The organism is Streptococcus sp. OH4692_COT-348, assembly GCF_003859975.1.
GTDB lineage: Bacteria > Bacillota > Bacilli > Lactobacillales > Streptococcaceae > Streptococcus.
In genome coordinates this window covers 1-23,754 of sequence record NZ_RQZB01000022.1, presented here as the reverse complement: position 1 = coordinate 23,754, position 23,754 = coordinate 1, and the positions used below count along the sequence as shown (strand labels likewise).

The window sequence follows — 23,754 nt, the reverse complement described above, 5'->3', positions numbered from 1 at the left end:
CAAATCATACCCTCTTGCTCCCAATCAGATAACTCCCATAAATGAAGGTAATATTCATTTCTACACTTATATACAATTCCCTGGACTTCTTCATATAATTCTTTAAGCATTATGTTCCCCTTTCTAGATACAGTTTAACACATTCAGAAACACTTTTGTACCATTTCCCCATTCTGTTCCCTACACCGTCTCAACTGCACAAAAAAGAGAGGACATGCCTCTCTCAGGGTTATAATTCTGCAATTTGGTTTAGGTTTACTTCTGCAACTGTGTCATTACCAAACATAGAGATAATCATCTTCACTTTATTGTTATCAATTTCTGTAATCTTACCAGTATAATCTGCAAAGGCACCATCAATAATACGTACAGTTTGACCAACCTCAACATCGAAATCAAATTCTTGAACAGTTTGTCCCATAGATACCAAAATGTCACGAATTTCTTGTTCCAATAATGGAGTTGGTTTTGATCTATTTCCGTGAGATCCAACGAATCCTGTAACGTTTGGTGTGTTTCGAACAACAAACCAAGCTTCATCTGTCATGACCATTTCTACAAGAACATAACCTGGAAAGCGATTTTCTTCTATTTCTTTTCTCTTTCCATTTTTTTCAACTTGCACTGTTTGTGTTGGAATTTCAACGCGTAGAATATTATCCAACATATTGTAGGTTTGTGCACGTTGTAATAGATTTTCCTTTACCTTATTTTCATAACCAGAATAAGTTTGTAAAACAAACCACCCTTTATCAAAACTATCCATGATATTTCCTTTCATAATAGAAGATATCTAGTGTAAATAACTCCACTAGCCTTCTAAAAAATGTTAATAAATCGAATCAAACCTGAAACAATCAACTGGTCAAAAATGTAAATAATTACTACAAAGAAAGCTGTGTATTCCATGATAGAACGAAAATCTCTCCAGCTTTCCTTGCGAGTTGGCCATGTTGTGTCTTTAAGAAGTCTAAAAATATCTCCAATAAAACGCATCGCTCTCTCCTATCTCGTTTCTCTATGTATAGTGTGCTTACCACAATGTTTACAAAATTTATTTACTTCTAGTCGTGTTGGCTTGGGGTTTCCGCTGATCTTTATTGAATAGTTTCTCGAACCACAAACCGCACAAGCTAGGCTTGCTTTTTTTAGTGCCATAACGCCTCCATCTTATCTATTATAACAAGAAAGCTAGGCTTTGACAAGCATCTTAACGAAATAGATTGACTACCGAATCCCATATCGTTTGAGCCTTTTCCTTAATTTTAGCATCCGAGATAGCACGACTGGCCTCATCTACCAGATTTTGCGCACGACTTCTAATATCAGAAAGGGTATCATCCGTCTGATTCGTTTCATTACTCTGCACTTGATTTCTTGTATTGGCTGGTGCAATTCCATTTTGCTTATAAGCATTTTCAACCGTAAAGGTACTTCCTGGCGTATAAGGTAAAATGGTATTGGCAATGTTTCTAAAGACATGGGCTGCACCGTTTGAAGTAGAGCCAGCTAGATAGTGATTTTCATCAGTCGTCGGGAAACCAAGCCAGTGACTAATCACTACATCCGGTGTATAACCAATTACCCACTGATCACTTGTATATTCTGGATTGAAAACCGCTTCAGTTGTACCAGTTTTTCCTGCCATTACATAATCTGCAGGCGATGAACTAATACCGGTACCGTTGGTGAATGTCCCCAACATCATACTGGTCATCTTATCAGCTACAGACTTATCAATCACCCGTTTTTGTGAATTTTTATGGCTTGCAATAACTTGTCCACTAGCATTTTCAATTCTACTAATAAAATGAGCTTCAGGCATTAAACCTTCATTTGCAAAGGCAGCATATGCTTGAGCCATTTGCAGAGGATTGGTTTCGACACCACTTCCCAAGGCGACACCAAGAACACGGTCGACCTTTTCCATGTTGAGCCCGAATTTTTCGCCTGCCTCAAAAGCCTTGTCGACGCCCAAATCATTAACAGTGGCAACAGCAGGTAGATTGAGCGATTCTGCCAAGGCTTGATACATAGGAACTTCTCGACTCGTTTTGATTCCTGCATAGTTATCAACTTTATAGCTGTCGTACTGCATGGTATGGTTATCCAACTGCTTATTCAAAGCCCAGCCTGCTTCAACTGCTGGCGTATAAACAACTAAAGGCTTGATTGTAGAACCAGGGCTACGTTTTGATTGAGTTGCATAGTTGAAATTCCGGAATCCAGTTTTATCATTGCCAGCAACTTGACCGACAACTCCACGAACTCCACCTGTTTTCGGTTCGAGAGCTACACTTCCTGATTGAGCAAATGTTCCATCCTCCGCCCTCGGAAATAGCGCTGTATTTTCATAGACAACCTGCATATTTGCTTGGTAGTTTTGGTCCAGCTCTGTGTAAATGCGGTAGCCATTATTGACAATTTCTTCCTCTGTTAGACTATACTTGGAAACAGCCTCATTAACAACCGCATCAAAGTAAGAAGGATAGCGGTAATCTGAAATCTTTCCTTCATACTTATCGTGCAATTGCGAAGTCATATCAACTTCTGCAGCTTCAGTTTCTTGGTTTTTATCAATGTAACCCGCTGCAAGCATATTTTGTAAGACAGTGTCGCGACGATTAGTCGAATCTTGTACGGAATTCAAAGGATTATACAGTTCCGGCCCTTTGAGCATCCCTGCCAGAGTCGCAGCTTGATCCAAACTCACTTCTGACGCAGAAACTCCAAAGTATTTCTTACTCGCATCTTCTACACCCCACACACCATTTCCAAAATAGGCATTGTTAAGGTACATGGTTAAAATCTGATCCTTACTATATTTTTTTGTTAATTCTAAGGCAAGGAAAAATTCTTTCGCTTTTCTCTCAACAGTTTGATCCTGCGACAAATAGGCGTTTTTAGCCAGCTGTTGGGTAATAGTAGAACCACCACCTGAACGACCAGCAGTGACAATCGCCAAGAAGAAACGACCATAGTTAATCCCGTCATTTTTATAGAAAGAGCGGTCTTCTGTCGCAATAACGGCATTCTGCAAATTTTTACTGATATCAGTCAATTCAACATAAGTTCCTTTTTGACCAGACAAGGCACCAGCCTCCTTTTCTTCACGGTCAAAAATGATAGTCCGAGTTTTCAAGGCATTTTGCAAATCGTTAACATTGGTTGACTTGGCTACAGCAAACAAATAGGTTCCAACCAGCAAGCCTGCACTCAAACCTAGTATAAGGACAATCTTTGTTAGATGATAGCGACGCCAGAATTTTCGAATTGGACCTACTTGGGCTAATTTTTTTCGATCACTACGAGAGCGACGTAAGCTAGTCGTATCAGAATCCTCTAGTTCACTTGTTTCTTTTTTAAAAAGAGAAAGAAATTTCTCAAATAATTTATCTAATTTCATGCGTTTATTTTATCATCTTCATCATAGGAAGACAAGAATTTAGCTATTTCCTATCCAAATAGGGCTTTTTTTGTTACAATATCTGTATGCAATTCACATTTACATTACCAGACTCTCTACCTCAAATGACGGTAAAGCAATTACTTGAGGAACAACTCCTCATCCCTAGAAAAATCCGTCATTTTTTGAGAATCAAGAAACACATTTTGATTAATCAGCGAGAAGTTCATTGGAACGAGATGGTAAAACCTGGAGATGTTTGCCAGTTAACTTTTGACGAGGAAGATTATCCCGAAAAAGAAATTCCTTGGGGCAACCCAAACCTCGTTCAGGAAGTTTATCAAGATCAACACTTAGTTATTGTGAACAAGCCAGAGGGGATGAAAACGCATGGTAATCAGCCAAACGAAATCGCCCTTCTTAACCATGTCAGTGCCTATGTTGGCCAAACCTGCTATGTCGTTCATCGTCTGGACATGGAAACCAGTGGCTTGGTTCTCTTTGCCAAAAACCCTTTTATCCTGCCCATTCTCAATCGCTTACTGGAGAAAAAAGAGATTTCTAGGGAATATTGGGCACTAGTTGATGGAAATATCAGCAGCAAAGAGCTTGTTTTCAGGGACAAAATCGGACGTAATCGCCATGATCGCAGAAAGCGAATAGTTGATACAAAAAATGGACAATATGCTGAAACGCATGTAAGCAGATTAAAGCAATTTCCAAACAAAACTTCCTTGGTTCGTTGCAATCTAAAGACAGGGCGAACCCATCAGATTCGTGTGCACCTTTCGCATCATAATTTCCCTATTTTAGGCGACCCTCTCTATAATAGTAAATCAAAAACAAGTCGGCTTATGCTCCACGCCTTTCGACTGTCCTTTACCCATCCGCTTACATTAGAGAAATTAAGCTTCACTATCCTCTCAGATACTTTCGAAAAAGAATTAAAAAAGAATGGATGATTGCGTCATCCATTTTTCCATATAAGAAAAGCAAGACCAAGAGGCCTTGCTTTTTATCGACTCATGAATTATTTAGCGATTTTTGCGAAGTATTCAAGAGTACGAACAAGTTGTGCAGTGTATGACATTTCGTTGTCGTACCATGATACAACTTTAACCAATTGTTTACCGTCAACGTCAAGAACTTTAGTTTGAGTTGCGTCAAACAATGAACCGTAAGACATACCTAGGATATCTGAAGATACGATTGGATCTTCAGTGTATCCGTATGATTCGTTTGAAGCTGCTTTCATAGCTGCGTTCACTTCGTCAACAGTAACGTTCTTTTCAAGAACTGCTACCAACTCAGTTACAGAACCTGCTGGAACAGGAACACGTTGAGCAGCTCCGTCCAATTTACCATTCAATTCTGGGATTACAAGACCGATAGCTTTTGCAGCACCAGTTGAGTTAGGAACGATGTTTACAGCACCAGCACGAGCACGGCGAAGGTCACCACCACGGTGTGGTCCGTCAAGAATCATTTGGTCACCAGTGTAAGCGTGGATAGTAGTCATCAATCCTTCTACAACACCAAAGTTGTCTTGAAGAGCTTTAGCCATTGGAGCCAAGCAGTTTGTAGTACATGAAGCACCTGAGATAACTGTTTCAGTACCGTCAAGAACGTCGTGGTTAGTGTTGAATACAACTGTTTTAACGTCGTTTCCACCAGGAGCAGTGATAACAACTTTTTTAGCTCCACCTTTAAGGTGTTTTTCAGCTGCTTCTTTCTTAGCAAAGAAACCAGTAGCTTCAAGAACGATTTCTACACCGTCAGTAGCCCAGTCGATTTGTTCTGGATCACGTTCAGCAGAAACTTTAACGAATTTACCGTTAACTTCGAATCCACCTTCTTTAACTTCAACAGTACCGTCGAAACGACCTTGAGTTGTGTCGTATTTCAACAAGTGTGCAAGCATAACTGGATCTGTAAGGTCGTTGATGCGTGTAACTTCAACACCTTCTACGTTTTGGATACGACGGAAAGCAAGACGACCGATACGTCCGAAACCGTTAATACCAACTTTAACTACCATTAGTGATTTCCTCCTTATGAAAATCATGAAATTTTTATTGTGAAAAGAGTAACTTGAATCACTACAAATCACCTTTCAACAAACCTATTATATAACTATTTAAGTTTAATTGCAAGTACGGGCATTGTTTTTTGTCTATATCTCGCTTATTTCCCTTTCTCCTTTGAAAGCCTATACCGCTGTCTTTCTTTGTCTACATAGTCATTTACAACTTTCCTTTTTCTAAAGTTGAGCGATAACTTCCTCAGTTGTCAAAACTTGGTTGGCAATGTAGCCATAGTTTGTCAGGGCAGCTTGGTAGGCTTCTTCACCTGGAGCACCGACAGCATCGTTAACAACAATGACATTGTAACCTAATTCTATGAGTTCACGCATGTGTGAATCCACGCAGAGATTAGCATTCATACCAGCCAAGATGACGGTGTCGATACCATTTTTGCGGAGTTGAAGGTTAAGGTCGTTGCTTTCTGGGCCAAAGATTTTATGTCCGTTGACAACAATAGTATCTTCATCCAAAAATGGTTTAATCTCTTCAATCATATCTGCTCCAGAGCCTTCTGGAATTGCCGAATACTGGTTATCACGCCAAAACATTTCGTTTTCAATCATCATCGTTTCACCAGCAGCTTTAAATTGCCACTTGTGATCGTGTGGATAGAAGTAGTGCGGTGAGATAAAACGCTTGTAGCCACGCTCTTTAGCAAAAGCGAAAAGCTTTGTCAGATTTTCAATAGTATTAACTTTTTCAAGAACGTCTTTAGTTGCTCCGAATCCTTTACCAGGATGTTTTAGGAATTCAACTTGTGGGTCTGTGATAACAAATGCGACATTTTTCTTATTGAACATGAGGTTCCTCCTAATATGATTTGATTAACAGCCAATAGGAATTTAGACTGTTAGTTTGATGATTTTCCAAATGGTAGTTTTAGTTATATACTGACCATTCGGTACAATTATAATAACATCTAAAATTGAATTTGTAAATTAATTTGCTCAGAACAAAAAATTTTAATGATAAAACAGTGGCAAAAGGAGGTGGTTTCAATTGTTTGGTCTCAGACTCTGAATCTGCTATAATAGGAAAAAAGAGAGGTGAGTAGATGAGCGTTAAAGAGCGTATTTTACAAAGTGCTGAGGAATTGATTTATCAGAAGGGTTATGTGGCCACCTCCATCAGTGACATCATGGAGGCAGCTGATGTTGGCAAGGGACAGCTTTATTATTATTTCAAATCTAAGAAGGAAATTGGTTTGACGGTCATTCAAGATATTTTAGCAAATTGGCGAAAAGAGCTTTTTGAAGATATTTTTGAAGCAGACAAGTCTGACAGTGACAAGTTTTCGGATATGATTGACTGGGTTTGTCAATTTCATGAAAGTCAGACGGTCTTTTATGGTTGCCCAATTGGTAATCTGATTGTGGAATTGTCCACAGAAGATGAGAACTTCCGCTGTCCTCTCAATGATTTTATGACCCAATGGACAGAGAAGTTAGCCAGCCTCTTGCAAGACCTGCATGCTGACTGGTCAGAAGAGCGGGCGCAGTTGCAGGCCCGTCAAGTCATCTCCAGTATTCAAGGCAGCATTGTCATTCTCAAAGTCAGCCAAGACATCCAAGTTTTAGAAAATAATATGACGGATTTGAAAAAGAATTATTGTTAATTTTTAGCCGAAGAATTAAAAGTATGTTAATTTATGGATTGTGGTTAAGAGGTAAGAATGACAACAGATATTAAAACTGAAATTGGTCATAGAGTAAGACAGGAACGTGAACGTCACAAATTGATGAGAGAAGAGGTCTGTGGACAGAAGCTGACTTAATAATCAAACAGCTGATGCGTACTGAGCTTGGGCAATCCTTGCCAACAATTACTAAGTTACAATATTTATCTAAGCGATTAGAAGTTCCGATAGATACTTTTCTTGAAAATAAAGAACTAGCTCTTCCTGAGGAAGAGTTGCTGAGTCTAGACTTGATTGAAAGAATATTAGACTTGATAAGAACAGGGACAGGTAGTTTCGCTGAAGATATTTTTGATGATTATTTTAAGCAAGTAACACTAAAGCAAGTTTACACATTCAATGATTTACTATTAATTGATTATTTTGCTATGCAATGTCAAGACTTGATTTATAGAAGAGAGCATTAGATGATTTTCGGATTAAGTTGTTGAAACAGCAATTAGTTAGTGATGAAATGTATAATGTAGAGCTACTATCAGTTCTTTGTGCCATAGCGGGTGTTTATGTTGTTCATAATGACTATAAGCATATGATATCTCTAGTAAAAAAGATGAATGAAATTTTATCAGTAACAATGTTGCAAGTCTATAAACCTGGAATTTCAGTATTTGAAGCTAAGTGCTATCTTTATTTTGAAAATGATAAAAATAAAGCAAAGGAACTTTATCACTCAGCAACTATACTAGCTGAACAATTTGATGATAAAGTATTTGATAAAAAACGAAAATAGAAAACTTAAAACTATTCTCAATACTCCAGTTTCACAAAAAAGAGACAGGAAATTCCTGCCTCTAGGCTGATAAACGATTATTTACGACGTCCTGGACGTTCTGCATAACCATAGTAAGCATCTGCCATGATTTCTTCCATGTCAGCTACCATTGGCAAGCGTGGATTTGCAGGAGAACATTGGTCTTCATAAGCAAGCAAAGCAATTTCATGCAAGCTGTCTTTCCAAGCTTTTTCATCAATTCCTTGATCCTTGAAGTTCATCTTGATACCTACTGCAACACCAAGCTCGTAAACAGCTTTAGCGTATGCTTCAACTGCTTCTTCTGGAGTTGAGTGAGGCAAGCCAAGCATTTTCGCGATGTCTTGGAATTTCTCATCAGCTTTCCAATAGTTGTACTTAGGCCATGTAGTTGTCTTAGATGGACGAGTTCCGTTGTAACGGATAACATATGGAAGCAAGATAGCATTTGTACGTCCGTGAACAGTGTGGTGAACACCACCAATCTTGTGGGCCATTGAGTGGCTCATACCAAGGAAGGCATTGGCGAAGGCCATACCAGCCATTGTAGACGCGTTGTGCATTTTCTCACGAGCTTCTGGGTCAGCTGTCTTAACAGATTTTTCCAACCATTCAAAGACCAGTTTGATTGTTTGAAGCGCAATACCATCTGTATAGTCGTTAGCGAAGTTTGAAGTATAGGCTTCAGTCGCGTGAGTCAAGACATCCATACCTGTATCAGCAGCGATAAAGTCTGGAACTGATTCAACCAAAGCAGGGTCAACAATGGCAATAGTCGGTGTCAATGAGTAGTCAGCCAATGGGTATTTTCGGTTGTTTTTCTTATCAGAGATAACGGCAAATGGTGTTACTTCTGAACCAGTACCTGAAGTTGTTGGGATACCGATGTACTTCGCTTTCTTACCAAGTGATGGGAAGCGGAAGGCGCGTTTACGGATATCCATGAATTTTTGAACCAAGTCACGGAAGTCGATTTCTGGTTGTTCGTAGAAGAGCCACATTACTTTCGCCGCGTCCATTGGAGAACCACCACCAAGAGCAATGATTGTGTCTGGTTCAAATGCTTTCATCACTTCAGCACCACGTTCTACAGTTGTGATGTCTGGATCTGGTTCAACATCTGAGAAGACTTGGATAGTTACACGGTTGCTACGTGCGTTCAATTGATCGATAACACGTTGAACGAAACCGAGTTTTTCGATAGATTTGTCTGTAACAATCAGAACGCGTTCAATATCTTCACATGTTTGAAGGTATTGGATAGAATTGCGTTCGAAGTAAATTTTTGAAGGAACTTTAAACCATTGCATATTATTTCTACGTTTCCCTACTTTCTTGATGTTTAGGAGGTTAATAGCGCTCACGTTATCACCAACAGAGTTACGTCCGTATGAACCACATCCAAGTGTCAATGATGGGATGAAGGCATTGTAAACGTCACCGATACCACCGAAAGTAGATGGAGAGTTCCATATAATACGCATAGCTTTGATTTCTGTACCAAAGCGTTTAGCAAGCTCTTCGTCTTTTGTGTGGATAGCTGCTGAGTGACCAAGTCCGTTAAACTCAACCATTTGACGAGCCTTTGTAAGACCGTCTTCTGTGTCTTCAGCTTTTAGGACAGCAATAACTGGTGACAATTTTTCACGAGTCAATGGTTCTTTTGGTCCTACTTCCTCACATTCTGCAGCCAAGATGTTTGTTCCTTCTGGAACGCCGAATCCTGCTTGTTCTGCAATCCATGTAGCTGGTTTACCAACAATGTTTGCATTTAGTTTAGCACCAGCACAGTTTTTGCTGTTTGCTTTAACACCGAAACAGAATTCTTCAAGAAGTGCTTTTTCTTTTTTGTTTACAAAGTAGGTGTGGTATGATTTGAATTCTGCTACAAATTCGTCATACACTTCTTTATCAATGATAACCGCTTGTTCTGATGCACAGACCATACCATTATCAAATGATTTAGACATCACAATGTCATGGGCAGCTTGACGAAGGTCAGCTGATTTTTCTACATAAGCAGGAACGTTTCCGGCACCTACCCCAAGAGCTGGTTTCCCACATGAGTAAGCAGCTTTAACCATGGCGTTACCACCAGTTGCAAGGATAGTCGCAATACCTTCGTGGTTCATAAGCGCTCCAGTTGCTTCCATAGATGGCTCTGTAATCCATTGAACACAGTTTTCAGGAGCTCCAGCTGCGACAGCTGCGTCACGAACAATTTGAGCTGCGTGAGCAGAAGATTCTTGAGCTGATGGGTGGAAGGCAAACACAATTGGATTACGTGTTTTTAAAGCAATCAATGATTTGAAAATTGCTGTTGATGTTGGGTTTGTTGTTGGAGTGACACCACACACAACACCGACAGGTTCTGCAATTTTAGTCAATCCTGTAACAGGATCATCTTCGATAACTCCGACAGTTTTAACTCCACGCATGTTATTCACAACGTGTTCACAGGCAAAAAGGTTTTTTGTCGCCTTGTCTTCAAATACACCACGACCAGTTTCTTCAATTGCATGTTGTGCTAGGATACCGTGCGCATCAAGAGCTGCAACTGAAGCTTTCGCTACGATGTAGTCAACTTGTTCTTGGTTCAACTTGCGCATTTCATCAAGCGCAACCAAAGCTTTTTGTACTAGTCCGTCTACATGCTTTTCAGCAGCGAGTTGTTTTTGCTCAGGTGTTACAGTTTTTTTATCAGCCATATTTTCCTCCATAGCCTTTAAGGATTTTATCCTTTGTTAATTTTTTCACAAGTTTATTATAACTCTTTTTTTATGTTTTGTAAACAGTTTCATAAACATTTCACAAAGAATTTTTGCGATATTGTGAAATTACTCTCAAATACGTTATAGTATCAGCTTTTAACTAGATGATTGTGAAATAACAACAAAAAAATTTTTATTTCACAAACCTAACAAACATATGGAAAACGCTTTCTTGTTTATTGTAAAAAAACCTCCATGTCAGGAGGTCTTATTTTTGTTGAAAGATACCTTGTTTGAAGGTCCCTTCATAAACGACTTCTTGTTCTGTTGTTAGTTTCCCTTTTCCTTCAGCCTGACCATTTACAAAATCACCTTCGTAAGTCCAGCCTTCTTTAGATTGAAAAGTTCCTTTTCCATTGAAGGAACCATTGATGAAACCACCTGTATATTGGTCTCCATTTTGGAAGGTAATGGTTCCTTGGCCATTCATTTTACCACGGACAAGACTGCCCTCGTAAACAATTGTTCCATTATCAAGCTTTAGAACACCTTTTCCGGGAATATTTAGAAAAAAGACGAGTACAGCACAAAAAACAATGGCAACTACTGCTAGAGTCTCTAAAAGTGGACGAGTCAGATAGACACGATACTTTTCGTAAAAATTCTTAAGATTTTCCACCTTCACTCTCCTTTTCTAAACGTTCTATCCAAGTTTTGCAACCCTCTTGAACACGTCGATAGGTTTCCTCAAAATCTCCTGTATACCAAGGATCTGGAACACTTTCAGATGCAAATGAGTAAATCTTATGTTGCAAACCTGCTGGACACATCTGACGTAGGTCAGAAACATTTGATGCGTCCATTCCGATAATATAATCAAAGGATTCAAAATCTTCCTTACTAATCTGAAGCGATGTTTTGCCTTTTTCATAAGGAATCTCATACTGTTGAAAAATCCCTTGAGTTCCCTTATGAATCGGATTGCCATGTTCCCAAGAAGAAGTCGCTCGACTTTGGATTTCATAATTATCTGTCATTGATTTCATAACAAACTCAGCCATAGGACTACGACAAATATTTCCCAGACAGACAAAGACTAGTTTTTTCATCCCATTTCCTTTCTTTTATAGAAAAACGGGAGTTAGTAATCCCGTCTTATTTTTCAATTGCACCTTCGAGTGAAGCTGTTTCTTTCAGCGGTAATACTGTCTTAATAGCAGCTAGTTCAAAAGTCAAGTAAACTCCATCTACATCAAGAACAATCGTTCTCTTCTCAGTATCTACTTCATCGACTGTTCCGTAAAGTCCACCGATTGTAATCACTTCATAGCCTTTTTGTAGTTTGTTTAAACTTTCCATACGTTTTTGTGCTTGTTTCTTTTGAGAGCGTTGCATAAAGAACATCAAGCCTAACATCGCCACAAGCATGATTAAAAATGTATAATTTGGATTCATTGTTTTCTCCTTTGTATTTTACATAGGACTACTATATCAAATTTCAGCTACTTTTACAAGGTTGTACCTTGCTTTTCTAGTAAGAAAAACCAGAGCTTGCGCCCTGATTTTTAGGATTATTTCAAGTTTTGAACGACTTTTACAAGATTTTCAACAGTAAAGCCATATTCTGCCAATACTTTTGGTGCTGGAGCAGAAGCTCCAAAGGTATCAATACCAAGAACAGCACCATCTAGACCAACATATTTGTACCAATTTTGAGTTGCACCCATTTCGACTGCGACACGACGGCGGACTGCATTTGGTAGGATTTCTTCCTTATATGCTGCATCTTGTTTATCAAAGACATCTGTAGATGGCATGCTGACTACACGGACTTTTGCGCCTTGACTAGCCAATTCTTTGGCAGCTGATACAGCAAGATTGACCTCTGAACCTGTCGCAATCAAGATTGTATCAAAGTCTGCTGCAGTTTCATAGACAACATAGGCACCTTTTGCAACTTTATCAAAGTCTGTTCCTTCTTCAACAGTCAAGTTTTGACGTGTCAAGACAAGGGCAGTTGGTGTTTTTTCGCTTGTCACTGCAAGGTACCAAGCTGCTTGCGTTTCACGCGCATCTGCTGGACGGAAAACATTTAGATTTGGCATGGCACGAAGACCTGCTAAATGCTCAACTGGTTCGTGCGTTGGACCGTCTTCCCCAACCGCGATTGAATCGTGGGTAAAGACATAAGTCACAGGAAGTCCTTGTAAGGCTGACAAGCGAACAGCTGCCTTCACATAGTCAGAGAAGACAAAGAAAGTTCCACCGTATACACGAAGTCCACCGTGAAGGGCCATCCCGTTCAAGATCGTTCCCATGGCAAATTCACGAACACCAAACTGAATGTTACGGTTCAAGCGATTAGCATCATCTTGAAGTCCGTCAGTCTTGATATAAGTCATGTTTGAGTGAGCAAGGTCAGCTGATCCACCTAAGAAGGTTGGCAACTTAGCTGCCACAACATTCAAGGCATCTTGGCTTGAATTACGAGTTGCTTGAGAGAAGCCATTTTCTAAAGCTGGGAAGTCCGCTGGAGTCACTTCAACTGGATCACGTCCGTCGATGATGGCTTCTACTTCTGCAGCCAATTCTGGATGCGATTCTTTATAATCAGCAACCAATTTTGTCCAAGCTTGATAAGCTAATGCACCACGGTCTGCAACATGTTCTTTGAAATCAGCATATACTTGTTCTGGGATTTCAAATGGTTCGTAGTCCCAACCAAGGGCTTGACGAGTTGCTGCAGTTTCATCTGCGCCGAGAGGAGCACCGTGTACAGCATTAGTTCCTTGTTTGTTTGGAGAACCGTATCCAATAACAGTCTTCACTTCAATCAAAGATGGCTTACCTGAAGCTTTAGCCGTTTCGATAGCAGCATAGATGGCTTCCAAGTCTGTTCCATCTTCTACCAAGGCAGTATGCCAACCGTAGGCATTGTAACGGTCACGAACACTTTCTGTAAAGGAATCCTTTGTCTCTCCATCCAAGTTGATGTCATTTGAATCATAAAGAACAACTAACTTGTCTAGTTTTTGCAAGCCTGCATATGAAGCCGCCTCGCTTGAGACACCTTCCATCAAATCTCCGTCTCCACAGATAACATAAGTATAGTGGTCAAAGATATTGTAGCCTTCTCGGTTATATTTGGCTGCCAAGAAACGTTCTGCTTGGGCAAAACCAGTGGCAGTTGAAATCCCTTGACCTAGAGGACCTGTCGTAGCATCAATCCCTGCTGTATGGCCAAATTCTGGGTGACCAGGTGTTTTTGAACCCCATTGACGGAAGCTCTTGATCTCATCCATGCTGACATCTTCAAAACCAGAAAGATGAAGAAGGGCATAAAGAAGCATTGAACCATGACCAGCTGAAAGAATAAAACGGTCACGGTTAATCCAGTTTGGTTGAGCTGGATTGATACGAAGTTGTTTTGTAAAGAGGCTGTAAGCCATCGGAGCCGCTCCCATAACCACACCTGGGTGACCTGAGTTGGCTTTATTAATGGCGTCAATACCTAGGAAGCGAATTGCATTAACAGATAGATTTGACATAGAATTTCCTTTCTATTTGAGGTGATTACTAAATCACACATTCTATTTTACTATTATATGAAAAAATACATAGAATAGCAATTAAACAATTCGACGCTAGATAAGTCTCCTATTTTCTATTCTCTGGTCGCCTGATAGTAGGGAAGTAAGCGTTCATAAGCTTCTTCTAATTTTCCTAAAATCACTTCTAATGATTGATTTTCTATAAAAGAAACATCTGCCTTAACTAAAACTTTGCGAACTTCCTGACTTCTCAACTTCTCGCGTAAAGTACAACGGTTTTCTTCGTTCGCCTCCCACCGTTGACTTTGACCATCAGAATAGACTAGATAATAAACATCTTCAACAGTTGGAATTTCTAAAACTTTAGCCTGCTTGCCTAGAGTTTGCTCATCTTTCTTGCGCTCGATAAAACTAACTTCTAGTGAGACTCCAAAATCAGAAGAACTTCCGTACAAACGTAAGGCCATCATAGGTTCTGTCACTTGTCCGTCTCTCTGTAGATAAACCCAAAAATGTGGTCGCAAACGCTGTGCTTGGTTCATCCACTGGCTAGTCTGTTGGAGTTGCCATTCTGAATGGCTTGCTTGAAAGACTTTGGCCAGTTCTGTAAAAGCCTTTCGTGCCTCTTGACCTTTGTGGCGGAATGCCAGCATTTTTTCTCGCTCTTCTCCTGCTTTATCAGGATTACGGTACTGCAAACCAGCAAATTCTAGATAATTTCTTATTTCATTTAACATCCGTTTAATCTCCTTTAGCTAGCAAAAAATCAGGATGAACCTGATTTTGCTTTGCTTATTCTGCATCTACGACAACATAGCGATTTGGCTCGTCACCCTCAGAGTAACTCGTCACGCCATCCATGCGTGAAATAATGCGATGGATAATCTTGCGTTCGCTATTTGACATTGGATCTGTTTGTCGGCTGCGACCTTCTTCTAAAACACGAGTCGCCAATTTTTGCGCATAGGTCTGCAAGACTTCTGCACGGTGTTCAACATAATCATTGACATTAATAGTAATGTAGAAGGTTCTTGAATAGCGGTTATAAAGATAATTTTGAGCCAATAGCTGCAAGGCTTTCAATACTTTACCATGATAACCGATAATACGCCCTGGCTCATTTGTATCAATTTGCAAATTGATGCTACGACGGTTATAATCATTTGAAATCGTCGCTTCAACGTCCATGTCATCAATGATTGTTTGGACATAAGTCGTTACTTCCGTAGCTACTTGCTCAATATCAAAGCTTGGTTCCACCTTTAAGTCTAAATCTTCGATAAATTGACTAGAAGGTTCTTCTGTGTCGAAAACTGACTCAGAAGCAGAAACAGTTTCATCTGTGCTCTCTTCTAGTTGCAATTCATTTAGAATTGAAATATGACCAGTTTCTTCCAAAATAGTGCTAGCATGTTTTTCATTTTTCAATATTTCAGCCTTGACTTCATCAGAAACTCCTTGGCCTTCTTCTTCAATCTTTTTAATTGCTTCTACAACATGCCCCAAATCAACGGTCGCTTGACTGACTGTTTTAACTGGTTCATTTTTTTCATTGACTTCTTTAGGAACACCCTTTACAGCTTGTTGATTTGCTTTAATGACAGTTGTTTCACTAATAGCTTCAATATCAACCTGGGCTGGTTTTTTACCAAATAAACCAAGAAATCCATTTTTTTCACGAGAAATGACTTTGATGTGAGCCTTCATCCTTGGAATATTTAATTCTTCCAATCCTTTCTGGATTGCTTCTTCAACAGTTGAACCTGTAAATACTACCATTACTAGATTCCTCCTTATTATTTCGTTTTCTGAGCCTTTTTCTTGGCTTTTCTTTTTCTATTTTCCAAATCTTTCTGTGCCTGAGCTACCGCCTCTCGCTCTGCGATAATCTTGAATGGATTATTCAAGAAATAGGTTTGCAGGACTTGATAAGCATTGGACACTGTCCAGTATAGGGCGACTCCACCTGGCGCATAAACTGCAAAGATAAAAATCAAGACTGGAATCCCATACATCATCGCAGTCGTAGCGCCATTTCGCTCAGACAAGGCTTTATTGGATAACCAAGTACTTAAAAAGGTAAATACTGCCGCTAAAATCGGAAGAACAAGGGTTGTATCCACACCACCAAGGTTAATCCATAAGAAATGACCTGTCTTTAAAAAGTCAACTCTTGATAGAGCTTGGAATAAGGCCAAAATAACTGGCATCTGAATCAGAATAGGCCAAAGCGAATCTGACTGTCTGACACCCATTTCTTTAAAGACTTTACGCATTTCTTGCTCTAGCTTGGTTCTGCTTTCCATATCTCGACCTGGATATTGTTCTCTAAGCGCCTTAATGCGTGGCTGAGCTTCCTGCATTTTTCTAGAAGCCACCATTTGCACTTGGAAGACTGGCAAAAGCAGTGTACGAATCAAGACCGTAAAGAGAATAATCCCCACTCCGATACTGATATCAAACGATAAAAAGCGAATGATTTCCGCAAAGAAGTAAACAAATTTACTCCAAAAATCAGCCGATTCGGCTGTAATATCGCTAGTTGTCCCATTTGTTGCACAGGCTGTCATGATCAATAGAGACAGTCCTAGCAAACTAGTCAACTGTAATTTCTTTTTCACTCCCATTTCCTTCCTGGTAAATCTTTGATAATTTTAATACGTGGAGTAGATTTTTCTCCATCTCTGCGTATCCCAAGGTTTCAACCCCTTTTCGAGCAATGACAACAAAATCGACGTTTTCTTCCAGACTCCCTTTTACATTCTGGATAATATGTCTAATTCGTCGCTTGATTTGATTTCTAGTGACGGCATTCCCCAGTTTTTTGCTAACTGATAAACCTACTCGAAAATGTTTTTTCTGGTTTTCCAATTGGTAGACAACAAATTTGCGGTTAGCAAAACTTGTTCCCTCCTTGAAAATCGCCTTAAAATCTTTCTCTCTTTTTACACGAAAGTTTTTCTTCAAAACTCAACTCCATCTATTAAATTACTACTATTATACCATATTTTTCAAAAAAGCCAATCATAGCAAGGTTTTGGACATTTCCATCAGAAAAAGAAGCTGGAAAAATCTCTTTCCCAACTCCTTGTACTAAATATTTTTTCTAGTTTTACTTATTTTTCAATCGTTCAACGTCACGGGCAATGACCAATTCTTCATCTGTTGGGATAACTAAAACACGGATTTTTGCTTCTTCTGTTGAGATGTCTCCTGTTGTTCCAAAAACATTCTTTTCAGGATCAACATCACAACCAAACCAAGTAATACCTGAAATAACTTTCTCACGGAAATGAGCCGCATTCTCTCCAACACCCGCCGTAAAGATAATAGCATCAGCTCCGTTTAAGACTGCTAGATATTGACCAATGTATTTTTGGATACGGTCAACATACATTTCATACGCCAAAGTTGCATCATGATCCCCAGCTTCTACAGCTGCTTCGATATCTCTCATATCACTTGATTTAGCAGATACACCCAACAGCCCTGACTCACGATTGAGAACGCGACTGATATCCTCTGGCGTATTGAAATCCTCTGTATATTGCATTAAGTAAGGGATGATAGCAGGGTCAATATCTCCAGTACGAGTACCCATCATCACTCCAGCAAGCGGTGTGAATCCCATAGAAGTATCAACTGACTTACCATCGTTAATAGCTGTAATTGATCCCCCGTTTCCGATATGGCATGTAATCAACTTCAAGTCTTCCAAAGGTCGTCCCAAGAGTTTTGCTGCTTCTCCTGCTACAAACTGATGGCTTGTCCCGTGTGCACCGTATTTACGAACCTTATTTTCTGTATAATATTTAGTTGGTAGAGGATAGCGATAAGCCTTCTCTGGCATAGTTGTGTGGAATGAAGTATCAAAAACAACCACGCTAGTAATATCTGGAAGTAATTCTTTAAAAGCTCGAACACCTGCGGCATTGGCTGGGTTGTGGAGAGGAGCCAACAAACTTAACTCTTCAACTTTTTCTAAAACATCTCCCTCAACAACTGTCGATTCTTTAAAGTGTTCTCCACCCGCTACAACACGGTGACCAACACCTGTAATCTCATCATAAGCCTTGATAATGTCGAAACGAATCAAGTCATCCAATAAGATTTTAACAGCTTGTGTGTGATTTTCAATATCCAAAATTTGTTGTTCAGAACGACCATCAAATTTTACAGTTGAAATTGAATCTTTCAAACCGATACGTTCAATCAAGCCTTTCGCCAATACTTTTTCTTCTGGCATTAAGTATAATTGCCATTTCAAACTTGAACTTCCTGCATTGATTGAAATTGTTTTTGTCATAACATGATACCCCTTTTTAAGCGTTTTCATCTATTATAACAAAATCTATTTTATATTTCAGTACCTTGAGTCCATTTTTGAAAATTTTCTTTAAATTTCATTAAAACACTTGCATCTTGTAAACTAGCAAGTGGATAAATAAAAGGCTCCACTGATATTTCATTTTTCTTCTGTAGGATAAAAATAGTCTTAGATTGTTTAGCATTAGCAAAGAGATTTTCAGGTAAACTAATCATAGCAACCAGACTTGCCTCTTCTTTCAACCAGCCTTTCAACAAGTCACTTTGAGGGCTGGTCAACAAATCACTCGGAGCGAGAAAAATAGCATATCCATCTGACTTGAGGTACTTAAGTCCTTGTTCCATGAGCAAGTGATGGGCGTAAGTATGTTCTTGGCTAGAAGCAACTTGATGGCGCGACGCAACGGCATCATCAGGATAATAGCCGACAGGCAAGTCGCTGATAACCACATCGCTTTCTTTAAGCATTTGTGGACGAACTGCATCTCCTTGGACAAAGCCAGCCTGCAAACCAATTACATCTGCCATACTAGCCGCCAAATCAATCAGCAAATCATCCACTTCCATTCCCAAATAATCCACCTTTTTATCAAGCGAGGTCAAGAAAGTAGTGCCTAGAATTCCCATCCCAGAACCTATTTCGAGGATAGTGATTTCCCCCTCTTTAAACAACTCCTCCACAATAAACACCAAAAGTAAAGCAATAGCATCTGGCGTAAACTGGTGATTGGCCTGTAGGGGCTCTGTCTGCCCGGCCTTCATCAAGAGAAACTGGTAGGTCTTGAGCCATTCTTCTTTGCGAAGCGCTAAGCGTTTAAGGGCCTGATTGTTCTCCTTGACCTGCTCTAACTCAGTCTCACCATCCAGATAGATGCTGTTTTGCTCCACCAAGGCGTCATAAAAGTTAGTCGCCAAATCATTTTGGATGACTTGGACATTCTCTAGTAAATAGGTATAAGCTTGTTCAATTTTTTCAAAATCCATATTCCTATCTTATCAAATTTCCCTTCTTTTTTCCATCCTTATAGAAAAATCACTCCCTGACTAGGCGAGTGATTTTTGGGCTACTGTTAAAAAGAGTTCTGAGTAATTTCCTTGAAACAGGTCTTCAGCACTATAGAGAATCTGACTATGTACAGATGAAAAACAATGCTCAATTAGCTGTTTTTCCAGTTCAACCAATTCAAATCCATGATGATTAGCCTCTATCTTTGTAAAATCAGCAATGAGGAGTTGTCCACCTTCCCTCAAATGTTGATGAAACAGTGAGAGAGCCGCATCCAAATCAGGCATATGATGAAGAACACGACAAACAACAATGAGATCAAACTCTTTCTCCAAGGGTTTTTCCAGTAAATCTTGCTCCAAAAAGTGGATATTCTTGATGTCTTGCTGCTCCGCTTTCAAACGAGCTTGCTCCAGCATTTTCTCCGAAATATCCACCAATGTTACAGACTTGGCCTGCTTGGCTAGGGGCAAGGTTAACAGCCCCGTCCCTCCACCGAAATCCAAAATTTCTTTGTCTGATAGAAGATCAATCTGTTTCTCGACTGCTTGACAAACCAAGTTTGCAAGGAAGATATTTTTAGGTGAATCAAAAGTTTCTGCTTTGTGGTTAAAATCATGTTTCATGCTTTTAGTTTAACACAAAGTAGCTTGATTAGCTAGGAATTCTCTTTCTTTTCAAGCTTCTTTTCTGATTTTTTCTTCTCCACTTTTTCACTTGAATCGGTCGCTACCTCTTCCTTTTTATCTCTTTTCTCTTCTTTGATTTTGACTGAGGGAAATAGGAACTCATATTGACTCTTTTGTGTACGAACCCTTGTCACCAAGCTTATTTTCTTATTTTGATAACTCACCTGACCCAGATTAAAAGTCTGTTCCCCACTTTCTTGCTCAATCTTATCCTTGGTTCGCTTGGCCATAGCAAAAGCAACCAACTTTTCTTTATTTAAAGCATAGTCTTGATAGTGGGCGACTTGTCGGTTCAAGTAAAATTGTAACAAAAGACTAAAGATAGCAGCCACGGTGACTGCATAGAGGAGAACACCTGCCTTAACTTTTTTCTTTTTCCACACGATAGATGAACTCCCTTTCTAAGCCCTTTTGGAATTGAAAACGAAAACGAACCAATTGATTGTCCTCTGTAATCTGCGCAGATTTGAGGCCATAAACCATAGGCTGATAACCTCGTCCACTGGCATCAGTTTTTCGAAAATCATCCGATTTTGACTTACCTATCGCAATTTCCTTGCCATCCTGCTTCATATAGAGGCGATTGCCCTCCACTTTTTCGAATTGCGAACGCTCTAATTCTGCCTCCAGCTGGTCCACAAACAAGAGCCACTCCTTTTGCTCGCTTTGCTGCTGATAACGAACTTCTGAAATGAGGAGCTGACTCATGGCTTGAAAGAGAAGTAAACTCCCACTGATGACAATGAGGGCAATCAGGGATTCCAACAAAGTGAAAGCCTTGACCTTATGGCTCTTTGATCGCCAACAACTGTTCTGAACCATGGTAGACCTCCAATCCCTTTTCACTAGAAAATACCTGAATCTCAATTCCGTTTACGTTTACCTGATTTTGACCTGTCTGCAGTGCCATCCTAGCTACCCTCAAGACTTCTTCCTTTTGCAAGATTTTTGCTTCTTCTTGCCTATTTTTCTGAATTTGTCCCAAAAGAAGGGTCGCAATGCTGGCAAAGATAGCTAGAGCAACCACTGCTTCCAGTAAAATCACTGCCCTAATTTTTTGTTTCCTTAATGCGTTTAATTTTTCCATTTCCTAGATATAATTGATAGCGAATCGCTCCTTTGCTAGTCTGAAATTCAACCTTAGCCAGGGACGAATTGCCCCCAGCTCGGTCAAATATGATACTTTGTCCCGATGGTGCCTGAATTCCTTTAGGGACTGTCAATTTTTGACTGCCATTGCTAATCATCTGCCCATCTAAGTTTAGACTAGTCTTTTGCTGACTGGCTACACTGCGTTTTTGGGTTTCCCGATAGAGTTCTTCAAACTCCATAAAGAAAATCTGCTCCTCTACCGCCACAAAAGTGGACTGAACAGAACCAGACAATCCCAAGGCAAGGATACTCACAAGACCCAAAACCAAAAGACTTTCCAGCATGGTAAAGGCCTTAATCTGAAACACTTGGACTGGTACCTTGTTTAGCATGGTATTCTTTATAGGCTTTAGCCTGTTCTTTTGTGATTCGCCCATCTGCTTGTAACTTGCTTAGGCTAGCATCTTCATTTTTATCTAAGCTATAAAGTTCTGCCTGACTTTCCACCACCTTAACAACAGCAGCTTTTCCTTTGTCGTTGACTGCTTCTTTTTGCTTGGTCAGATTAGGTACAAAGAGCAAGAGAAGTACGCTGATGATGAGCAAGACCACCAACATCTCAAGTAGCGTATCTAAAACTCTTATATAAAGAATACAATAAAACCGCAGGCAATAGAATAGCTTGCGGTTTAGTGTAATCTATTTTGAAATTCTTTCTTTTTTTTTATTTTTCTTCTTTTGGTTTGTCAATTATAGTGATAAGCCCATCTGGTTCGGTTTTGAAAGCTGGATCTGTGTGAAGTTCACCGTTGGCTTTCAAATAGTACCAGCCATCACCAGATTTAATGAATTGCTTAGATAGCATGTAGCCATCTTTCTCTTCCATAAAATACCAGGTTTCACGGTATTTCACCCAACCAGTGGCCATGCGACCGTCTGATTTGAAGAAATACCATCGATGGTTTAGGAACATCCATCCTGTGACCATTGCCCCACGCTTATCAAGATAGAACCAGTCTTTACCATCGTTGAACCAACGGTTGATTAGGCAGTATCCACGTTCATCAAAGTAGAACCACTCATTATTGATTTTCTTCCAGCGTTTTGTCGGATAAGAGCCATCTGACTCCTCCCACCACCAGCCGGTTTCATTACGTTTCCAGCCAGCTTCAGATAGACCACCTTCGATGTCTTTCTTGAACTGCTCACGACTGATACCCCATTTTGCCAAGTAAGGGTATGGATCCACATGGTCAGAGTAGTTTCGAGGTTGGTTGTATGTACAATACTGATGTGTCTTGATGCCTGCAAGGCTATCAGAGTCAAGAGTTTTAGGGATTCCTGCCTCATCAGCAAGGTTGCGCAGTAGTTCAACATAGAGTTTGTAATCGCGCATAAACTCTTCTTTGGTTTCGTGACTTTCAATAAGTTCAACTTGTCCGTATCCTTCAACGTTCCAGCCACCACCTACGTCATAGGCTCCCATATCGGTGTACCATGTCTGCATCACGCGACCGTTACCGACCACATGCGAGAAAAATCCTGAATCAACAGGTCGTCGCATGTGGTAGTCTGCTTCATTTTGGGCAGTTGAATTTGGATTACCCGTTGAATGGGCGTGAATCTGACGATAGGGTTGTTCTCCAACTTGCGGTAAGTCAGTTCTTAGTCTACTTGTATCAATATCCATTTCTTAGTCCTCACTTGGCTCATGATAATCAAGAGCACGGTTGCTATCAGAAATCCCTGCTGTTGTCGGGTCATTAACAACGCCAAGCAGCACAAGAATATAGACAAATGTGTTTACACCGTCTTGCATATTTTTCGGAATCTCAAGGCCGAATTGTTGCGCCATCAAAAACACTGCTCCTAAAAGAGCTACTAGTGTCACTTTATTTTGCAAACGCAATTTCCAATTAATCATGTTTATTCTCCTTTTTTATTGTTTGTTTTGAATCAAGTTTTTAAGCTCTCTCACATCCTCGCCAAGCGATTTGACCTGCTCAGCTAAAACTAAGATAGCTTTGTTCTGTTCGTCGTGGTTATCAAGCCGTTTGTTGGCCGATTTCTTGAATTCATGCAGATTTTCGATGTCTTTCTCTAAAATCGTAAGACGATTTTCTTGCTTGGTAGCTTTATCTTTCATAGAAAAGTAAAGACCGATAACAGGAATTAGAGTGAGAAAAATCTGCACAATTAAACGCTCGTATTCTGGCATGCACACCTCCTACTCTTTATGTTCATCTGTTTCCATCTCTGCCAAAATGGCATCTTCAATCTTATAGCGCATTTCTCGTAACTCTTGCTCATGCTTACGCATACTGATACGATTTTTAGCGTATAAATCCGGATCATGCAGCGTTTCAGATGTTGTTGAAACAGCTTCATTGTCTGTGTTGACTACAGTAGTTTTGACCAATTTTTGTTGGTCGCCATCTTGTG

31 protein-coding genes and 1 pseudogene are annotated in these 23,754 nt (G+C 39.8%); 4 read left to right on the top strand and 28 right to left on the bottom strand.

The genetic code is table 11. The features are described from left to right. From EII37_RS10410 to pbp2a, 5 genes and pseudogenes are all read right to left on the bottom strand, one after another. A pseudogene (locus tag EII37_RS10410) lies at positions 1-110 on the bottom strand (sigma-70 family RNA polymerase sigma factor); the annotation flags it as partial. A 119-nt stretch (positions 111-229) separates the two neighbouring features. Then, the gene (nusG, locus tag EII37_RS10405; protein ID WP_020901172.1) at positions 230-766 is read right to left on the bottom strand and encodes a transcription termination/antitermination protein NusG; all 537 of its coding nucleotides are present in this window, start codon (positions 764-766) and stop codon (positions 230-232) included. Between the two features lie 53 nt (positions 767-819). Beyond that, on the bottom strand, positions 820-996 hold the full coding sequence (secE, locus tag EII37_RS10400) for a preprotein translocase subunit SecE (protein WP_001210991.1): 177 nt from the start codon (positions 994-996) through the stop codon (positions 820-822). A gap of 9 nt (positions 997-1,005) precedes the next feature. Further along, the gene (rpmG, locus tag EII37_RS10395; RefSeq protein ID WP_033674018.1) at positions 1,006-1,158 is read right to left on the bottom strand and encodes a 50S ribosomal protein L33; all 153 of its coding nucleotides are present in this window, start codon (positions 1,156-1,158) and stop codon (positions 1,006-1,008) included. Between the two features lie 52 nt (positions 1,159-1,210). Beyond that, positions 1,211-3,406 (bottom strand): penicillin-binding protein PBP2A, encoded by a 2,196-nt coding sequence (pbp2a, locus tag EII37_RS10390; RefSeq protein ID WP_124788521.1) that lies wholly within the window; start codon positions 3,404-3,406, stop codon positions 1,211-1,213. Between the two features lie 86 nt (positions 3,407-3,492). On the opposite strand from pbp2a, the gene EII37_RS10385 reads away from it, so the two are divergent. Then, the gene (locus EII37_RS10385) at positions 3,493-4,368 is read left to right on the top strand and encodes an RluA family pseudouridine synthase (RefSeq protein ID WP_124788520.1); all 876 of its coding nucleotides are present in this window, start codon (positions 3,493-3,495) and stop codon (positions 4,366-4,368) included. A 68-nt stretch (positions 4,369-4,436) separates the two neighbouring features. Here EII37_RS10385 and gap read toward each other — a convergent pair whose 3' ends face one another. Continuing rightward, positions 4,437-5,444 (bottom strand): type I glyceraldehyde-3-phosphate dehydrogenase, encoded by a 1,008-nt coding sequence (gene gap / locus EII37_RS10380; protein WP_000260686.1) that lies wholly within the window; start codon positions 5,442-5,444, stop codon positions 4,437-4,439. 222 nt (positions 5,445-5,666) lie between these two features. Next, positions 5,667-6,290 carry a cysteine hydrolase gene (locus EII37_RS10375; RefSeq protein WP_061600463.1) on the bottom strand — a complete coding sequence of 208 codons (624 nt, stop codon included), beginning with the start codon at positions 6,288-6,290 and terminating at the stop codon, positions 5,667-5,669. A 254-nt stretch (positions 6,291-6,544) separates the two neighbouring features. On the opposite strand from EII37_RS10375, the gene EII37_RS10370 reads away from it, so the two are divergent. The 3 genes from EII37_RS10370 to EII37_RS11185 all read left to right on the top strand — a co-directional run bounded on the left by EII37_RS10370 (position 6,545) and on the right by EII37_RS11185 (position 7,916). Next, entirely contained in the window at positions 6,545-7,105 is a 561-nt protein-coding gene (locus tag EII37_RS10370; RefSeq protein WP_000111607.1) for a TetR/AcrR family transcriptional regulator, read from the top strand. Positions 7,106-7,278: 173 nt separating this feature from the next. Next, entirely contained in the window at positions 7,279-7,593 is a 315-nt protein-coding gene (locus tag EII37_RS10365) for a hypothetical protein (RefSeq protein ID WP_002880183.1), read from the top strand. Positions 7,594-7,613: 20 nt separating this feature from the next. Continuing rightward, positions 7,614-7,916, top strand: coding sequence for a hypothetical protein (locus EII37_RS11185; protein ID WP_258010506.1), 303 nt, complete (start codon positions 7,614-7,616; stop codon positions 7,914-7,916). 77 nt (positions 7,917-7,993) lie between these two features. On the opposite strand, the gene adhE is transcribed toward EII37_RS11185, so the two are convergent. From adhE to EII37_RS10255, 21 genes are all read right to left on the bottom strand, one after another. Further along, the gene (adhE, locus tag EII37_RS10355) at positions 7,994-10,645 is read right to left on the bottom strand and encodes a bifunctional acetaldehyde-CoA/alcohol dehydrogenase (protein WP_124788519.1); all 2,652 of its coding nucleotides are present in this window, start codon (positions 10,643-10,645) and stop codon (positions 7,994-7,996) included. Between the two features lie 271 nt (positions 10,646-10,916). Continuing rightward, entirely contained in the window at positions 10,917-11,327 is a 411-nt protein-coding gene (locus tag EII37_RS10350; RefSeq protein ID WP_124788518.1) for an MORN repeat-containing protein, read from the bottom strand. Further along, positions 11,314-11,757, bottom strand: a complete 444-nt coding sequence (locus EII37_RS10345; protein WP_124788517.1) for a low molecular weight protein-tyrosine-phosphatase — start codon at positions 11,755-11,757, stop codon at positions 11,314-11,316. The genes EII37_RS10350 and EII37_RS10345 overlap by 14 nt, the downstream gene beginning before the upstream one ends. A gap of 46 nt (positions 11,758-11,803) precedes the next feature. After that, positions 11,804-12,103, bottom strand: a complete 300-nt coding sequence (gene yajC / locus EII37_RS10340; RefSeq protein WP_001069289.1) for a preprotein translocase subunit YajC — start codon at positions 12,101-12,103, stop codon at positions 11,804-11,806. Positions 12,104-12,219: 116 nt separating this feature from the next. Continuing rightward, entirely contained in the window at positions 12,220-14,196 is a 1,977-nt protein-coding gene (gene tkt / locus EII37_RS10335) for a transketolase (RefSeq protein WP_124788516.1), read from the bottom strand. Between the two features lie 116 nt (positions 14,197-14,312). After that, positions 14,313-14,936, bottom strand: a complete 624-nt coding sequence (locus tag EII37_RS10330; protein ID WP_124788515.1) for a ribonuclease P — start codon at positions 14,934-14,936, stop codon at positions 14,313-14,315. A gap of 55 nt (positions 14,937-14,991) precedes the next feature. Next, positions 14,992-15,978, bottom strand: a complete 987-nt coding sequence (gene jag, locus EII37_RS10325) for an RNA-binding cell elongation regulator Jag/EloR (protein ID WP_124788514.1) — start codon at positions 15,976-15,978, stop codon at positions 14,992-14,994. 17 nt (positions 15,979-15,995) lie between these two features. Then, positions 15,996-16,820 carry a membrane protein insertase YidC gene (locus tag EII37_RS10320; RefSeq protein ID WP_221620938.1) on the bottom strand — a complete coding sequence of 275 codons (825 nt, stop codon included), beginning with the start codon at positions 16,818-16,820 and terminating at the stop codon, positions 15,996-15,998. After that, positions 16,795-17,166, bottom strand: a complete 372-nt coding sequence (rnpA, locus tag EII37_RS10315; protein WP_124788512.1) for a ribonuclease P protein component — start codon at positions 17,164-17,166, stop codon at positions 16,795-16,797. Before rnpA ends, EII37_RS10320 begins: the two co-directional genes overlap by 26 nt. 145 nt (positions 17,167-17,311) lie before the next feature. Beyond that, complete coding sequence (locus tag EII37_RS10310) at positions 17,312-18,505, bottom strand: acetate kinase (protein ID WP_124788511.1); 1,194 nt, start codon at positions 18,503-18,505, stop codon at positions 17,312-17,314. Between the two features lie 50 nt (positions 18,506-18,555). Continuing rightward, on the bottom strand, positions 18,556-19,509 hold the full coding sequence (locus tag EII37_RS10305; protein WP_124788510.1) for a class I SAM-dependent methyltransferase: 954 nt from the start codon (positions 19,507-19,509) through the stop codon (positions 18,556-18,558). A 60-nt stretch (positions 19,510-19,569) separates the two neighbouring features. Further along, entirely contained in the window at positions 19,570-20,157 is a 588-nt protein-coding gene (locus tag EII37_RS10300) for a class I SAM-dependent methyltransferase (RefSeq protein WP_185696005.1), read from the bottom strand. Positions 20,158-20,189: 32 nt separating this feature from the next. Then, positions 20,190-20,603: a competence type IV pilus minor pilin ComGG gene (gene comGG / locus EII37_RS10295; protein ID WP_124788509.1), complete on the bottom strand. Its 414-nt coding sequence runs from the start codon at positions 20,601-20,603 to the stop codon at positions 20,190-20,192. Further along, the gene (gene comGF, locus EII37_RS10290; RefSeq protein ID WP_124788508.1) at positions 20,581-21,042 is read right to left on the bottom strand and encodes a competence type IV pilus minor pilin ComGF; all 462 of its coding nucleotides are present in this window, start codon (positions 21,040-21,042) and stop codon (positions 20,581-20,583) included. Before comGF ends, comGG begins: the two co-directional genes overlap by 23 nt. Further along, positions 21,005-21,307: a competence type IV pilus minor pilin ComGE gene (gene comGE, locus EII37_RS10285; protein ID WP_260424865.1), complete on the bottom strand. Its 303-nt coding sequence runs from the start codon at positions 21,305-21,307 to the stop codon at positions 21,005-21,007. Before comGE ends, comGF begins: the two co-directional genes overlap by 38 nt. After that, on the bottom strand, positions 21,270-21,704 hold the full coding sequence (gene comGD, locus EII37_RS10280; protein WP_185696004.1) for a competence type IV pilus minor pilin ComGD: 435 nt from the start codon (positions 21,702-21,704) through the stop codon (positions 21,270-21,272). The genes comGE and comGD overlap by 38 nt, the downstream gene beginning before the upstream one ends. Then, complete coding sequence (gene comGC, locus EII37_RS10275) at positions 21,667-21,930, bottom strand: competence type IV pilus major pilin ComGC (protein WP_124788505.1); 264 nt, start codon at positions 21,928-21,930, stop codon at positions 21,667-21,669. Before comGC ends, comGD begins: the two co-directional genes overlap by 38 nt. 106 nt (positions 21,931-22,036) lie before the next feature. Continuing rightward, positions 22,037-23,002, bottom strand: a complete 966-nt coding sequence (locus tag EII37_RS10270) for an N-acetylmuramoyl-L-alanine amidase family protein (protein WP_124788504.1) — start codon at positions 23,000-23,002, stop codon at positions 22,037-22,039. Positions 23,003-23,005: 3 nt separating this feature from the next. Continuing rightward, on the bottom strand, positions 23,006-23,236 hold the full coding sequence (locus EII37_RS10265; protein WP_124788503.1) for a phage holin: 231 nt from the start codon (positions 23,234-23,236) through the stop codon (positions 23,006-23,008). Between the two features lie 15 nt (positions 23,237-23,251). Further along, a complete protein-coding gene (locus tag EII37_RS10260) occupies positions 23,252-23,530 on the bottom strand; it encodes a hypothetical protein (protein WP_061864952.1) in 279 nt (92 codons plus the stop codon). A 9-nt stretch (positions 23,531-23,539) separates the two neighbouring features. Continuing rightward, on the bottom strand, positions 23,540-23,754 hold a 215-nt coding region (locus tag EII37_RS10255), incomplete at its 5' end, for a hypothetical protein (RefSeq protein WP_124788502.1).

Coding starts and splice junctions, on each gene's coding strand:
- nusG (WP_020901172.1), bottom strand. CDS start 766: ATGGATAGTTTTGATAAAGGGTGGTTTGTTTTACAAACTTATTCTGGT.
- secE (WP_001210991.1), bottom strand. CDS start 996: ATGCGTTTTATTGGAGATATTTTTAGACTTCTTAAAGACACAACATGG.
- rpmG (WP_033674018.1), bottom strand. CDS start 1,158: ATGGCACTAAAAAAAGCAAGCCTAGCTTGTGCGGTTTGTGGTTCGAGA.
- pbp2a (WP_124788521.1), bottom strand. CDS start 3,406: ATGAAATTAGATAAATTATTTGAGAAATTTCTTTCTCTTTTTAAAAAA.
- EII37_RS10385 (WP_124788520.1), top strand. CDS start 3,493: ATGCAATTCACATTTACATTACCAGACTCTCTACCTCAAATGACGGTA.
- gap (WP_000260686.1), bottom strand. CDS start 5,444: ATGGTAGTTAAAGTTGGTATTAACGGTTTCGGACGTATCGGTCGTCTT.
- EII37_RS10375 (WP_061600463.1), bottom strand. CDS start 6,290: ATGTTCAATAAGAAAAATGTCGCATTTGTTATCACAGACCCACAAGTT.
- EII37_RS10370 (WP_000111607.1), top strand. CDS start 6,545: ATGAGCGTTAAAGAGCGTATTTTACAAAGTGCTGAGGAATTGATTTAT.
- EII37_RS10365 (WP_002880183.1), top strand. CDS start 7,279: ATGCGTACTGAGCTTGGGCAATCCTTGCCAACAATTACTAAGTTACAA.
- adhE (WP_124788519.1), bottom strand. CDS start 10,645: ATGGCTGATAAAAAAACTGTAACACCTGAGCAAAAACAACTCGCTGCT.
- EII37_RS10345 (WP_124788517.1), bottom strand. CDS start 11,757: ATGAAAAAACTAGTCTTTGTCTGTCTGGGAAATATTTGTCGTAGTCCT.
- yajC (WP_001069289.1), bottom strand. CDS start 12,103: ATGAATCCAAATTATACATTTTTAATCATGCTTGTGGCGATGTTAGGC.
- tkt (WP_124788516.1), bottom strand. CDS start 14,196: ATGTCAAATCTATCTGTTAATGCAATTCGCTTCCTAGGTATTGACGCC.
- EII37_RS10330 (WP_124788515.1), bottom strand. CDS start 14,936: ATGTTAAATGAAATAAGAAATTATCTAGAATTTGCTGGTTTGCAGTAC.
- jag (WP_124788514.1), bottom strand. CDS start 15,978: ATGGTAGTATTTACAGGTTCAACTGTTGAAGAAGCAATCCAGAAAGGA.
- EII37_RS10310 (WP_124788511.1), bottom strand. CDS start 18,505: ATGACAAAAACAATTTCAATCAATGCAGGAAGTTCAAGTTTGAAATGG.
- EII37_RS10305 (WP_124788510.1), bottom strand. CDS start 19,509: ATGGATTTTGAAAAAATTGAACAAGCTTATACCTATTTACTAGAGAAT.
- EII37_RS10300 (WP_185696005.1), bottom strand. CDS start 20,157: ATGAAACATGATTTTAACCACAAAGCAGAAACTTTTGATTCACCTAAA.
- comGF (WP_124788508.1), bottom strand. CDS start 21,042: ATGGTTCAGAACAGTTGTTGGCGATCAAAGAGCCATAAGGTCAAGGCT.
- comGE (WP_260424865.1), bottom strand. CDS start 21,307: ATGGAAAAATTAAACGCATTAAGGAAACAAAAAATTAGGGCAGTGATT.
- comGD (WP_185696004.1), bottom strand. CDS start 21,704: ATGCTAAACAAGGTACCAGTCCAAGTGTTTCAGATTAAGGCCTTTACC.
- comGC (WP_124788505.1), bottom strand. CDS start 21,930: ATGTTGGTGGTCTTGCTCATCATCAGCGTACTTCTCTTGCTCTTTGTA.
- EII37_RS10270 (WP_124788504.1), bottom strand. CDS start 23,002: ATGGATATTGATACAAGTAGACTAAGAACTGACTTACCGCAAGTTGGA.
- EII37_RS10265 (WP_124788503.1), bottom strand. CDS start 23,236: ATGATTAATTGGAAATTGCGTTTGCAAAATAAAGTGACACTAGTAGCT.
- EII37_RS10260 (WP_061864952.1), bottom strand. CDS start 23,530: ATGCCAGAATACGAGCGTTTAATTGTGCAGATTTTTCTCACTCTAATT.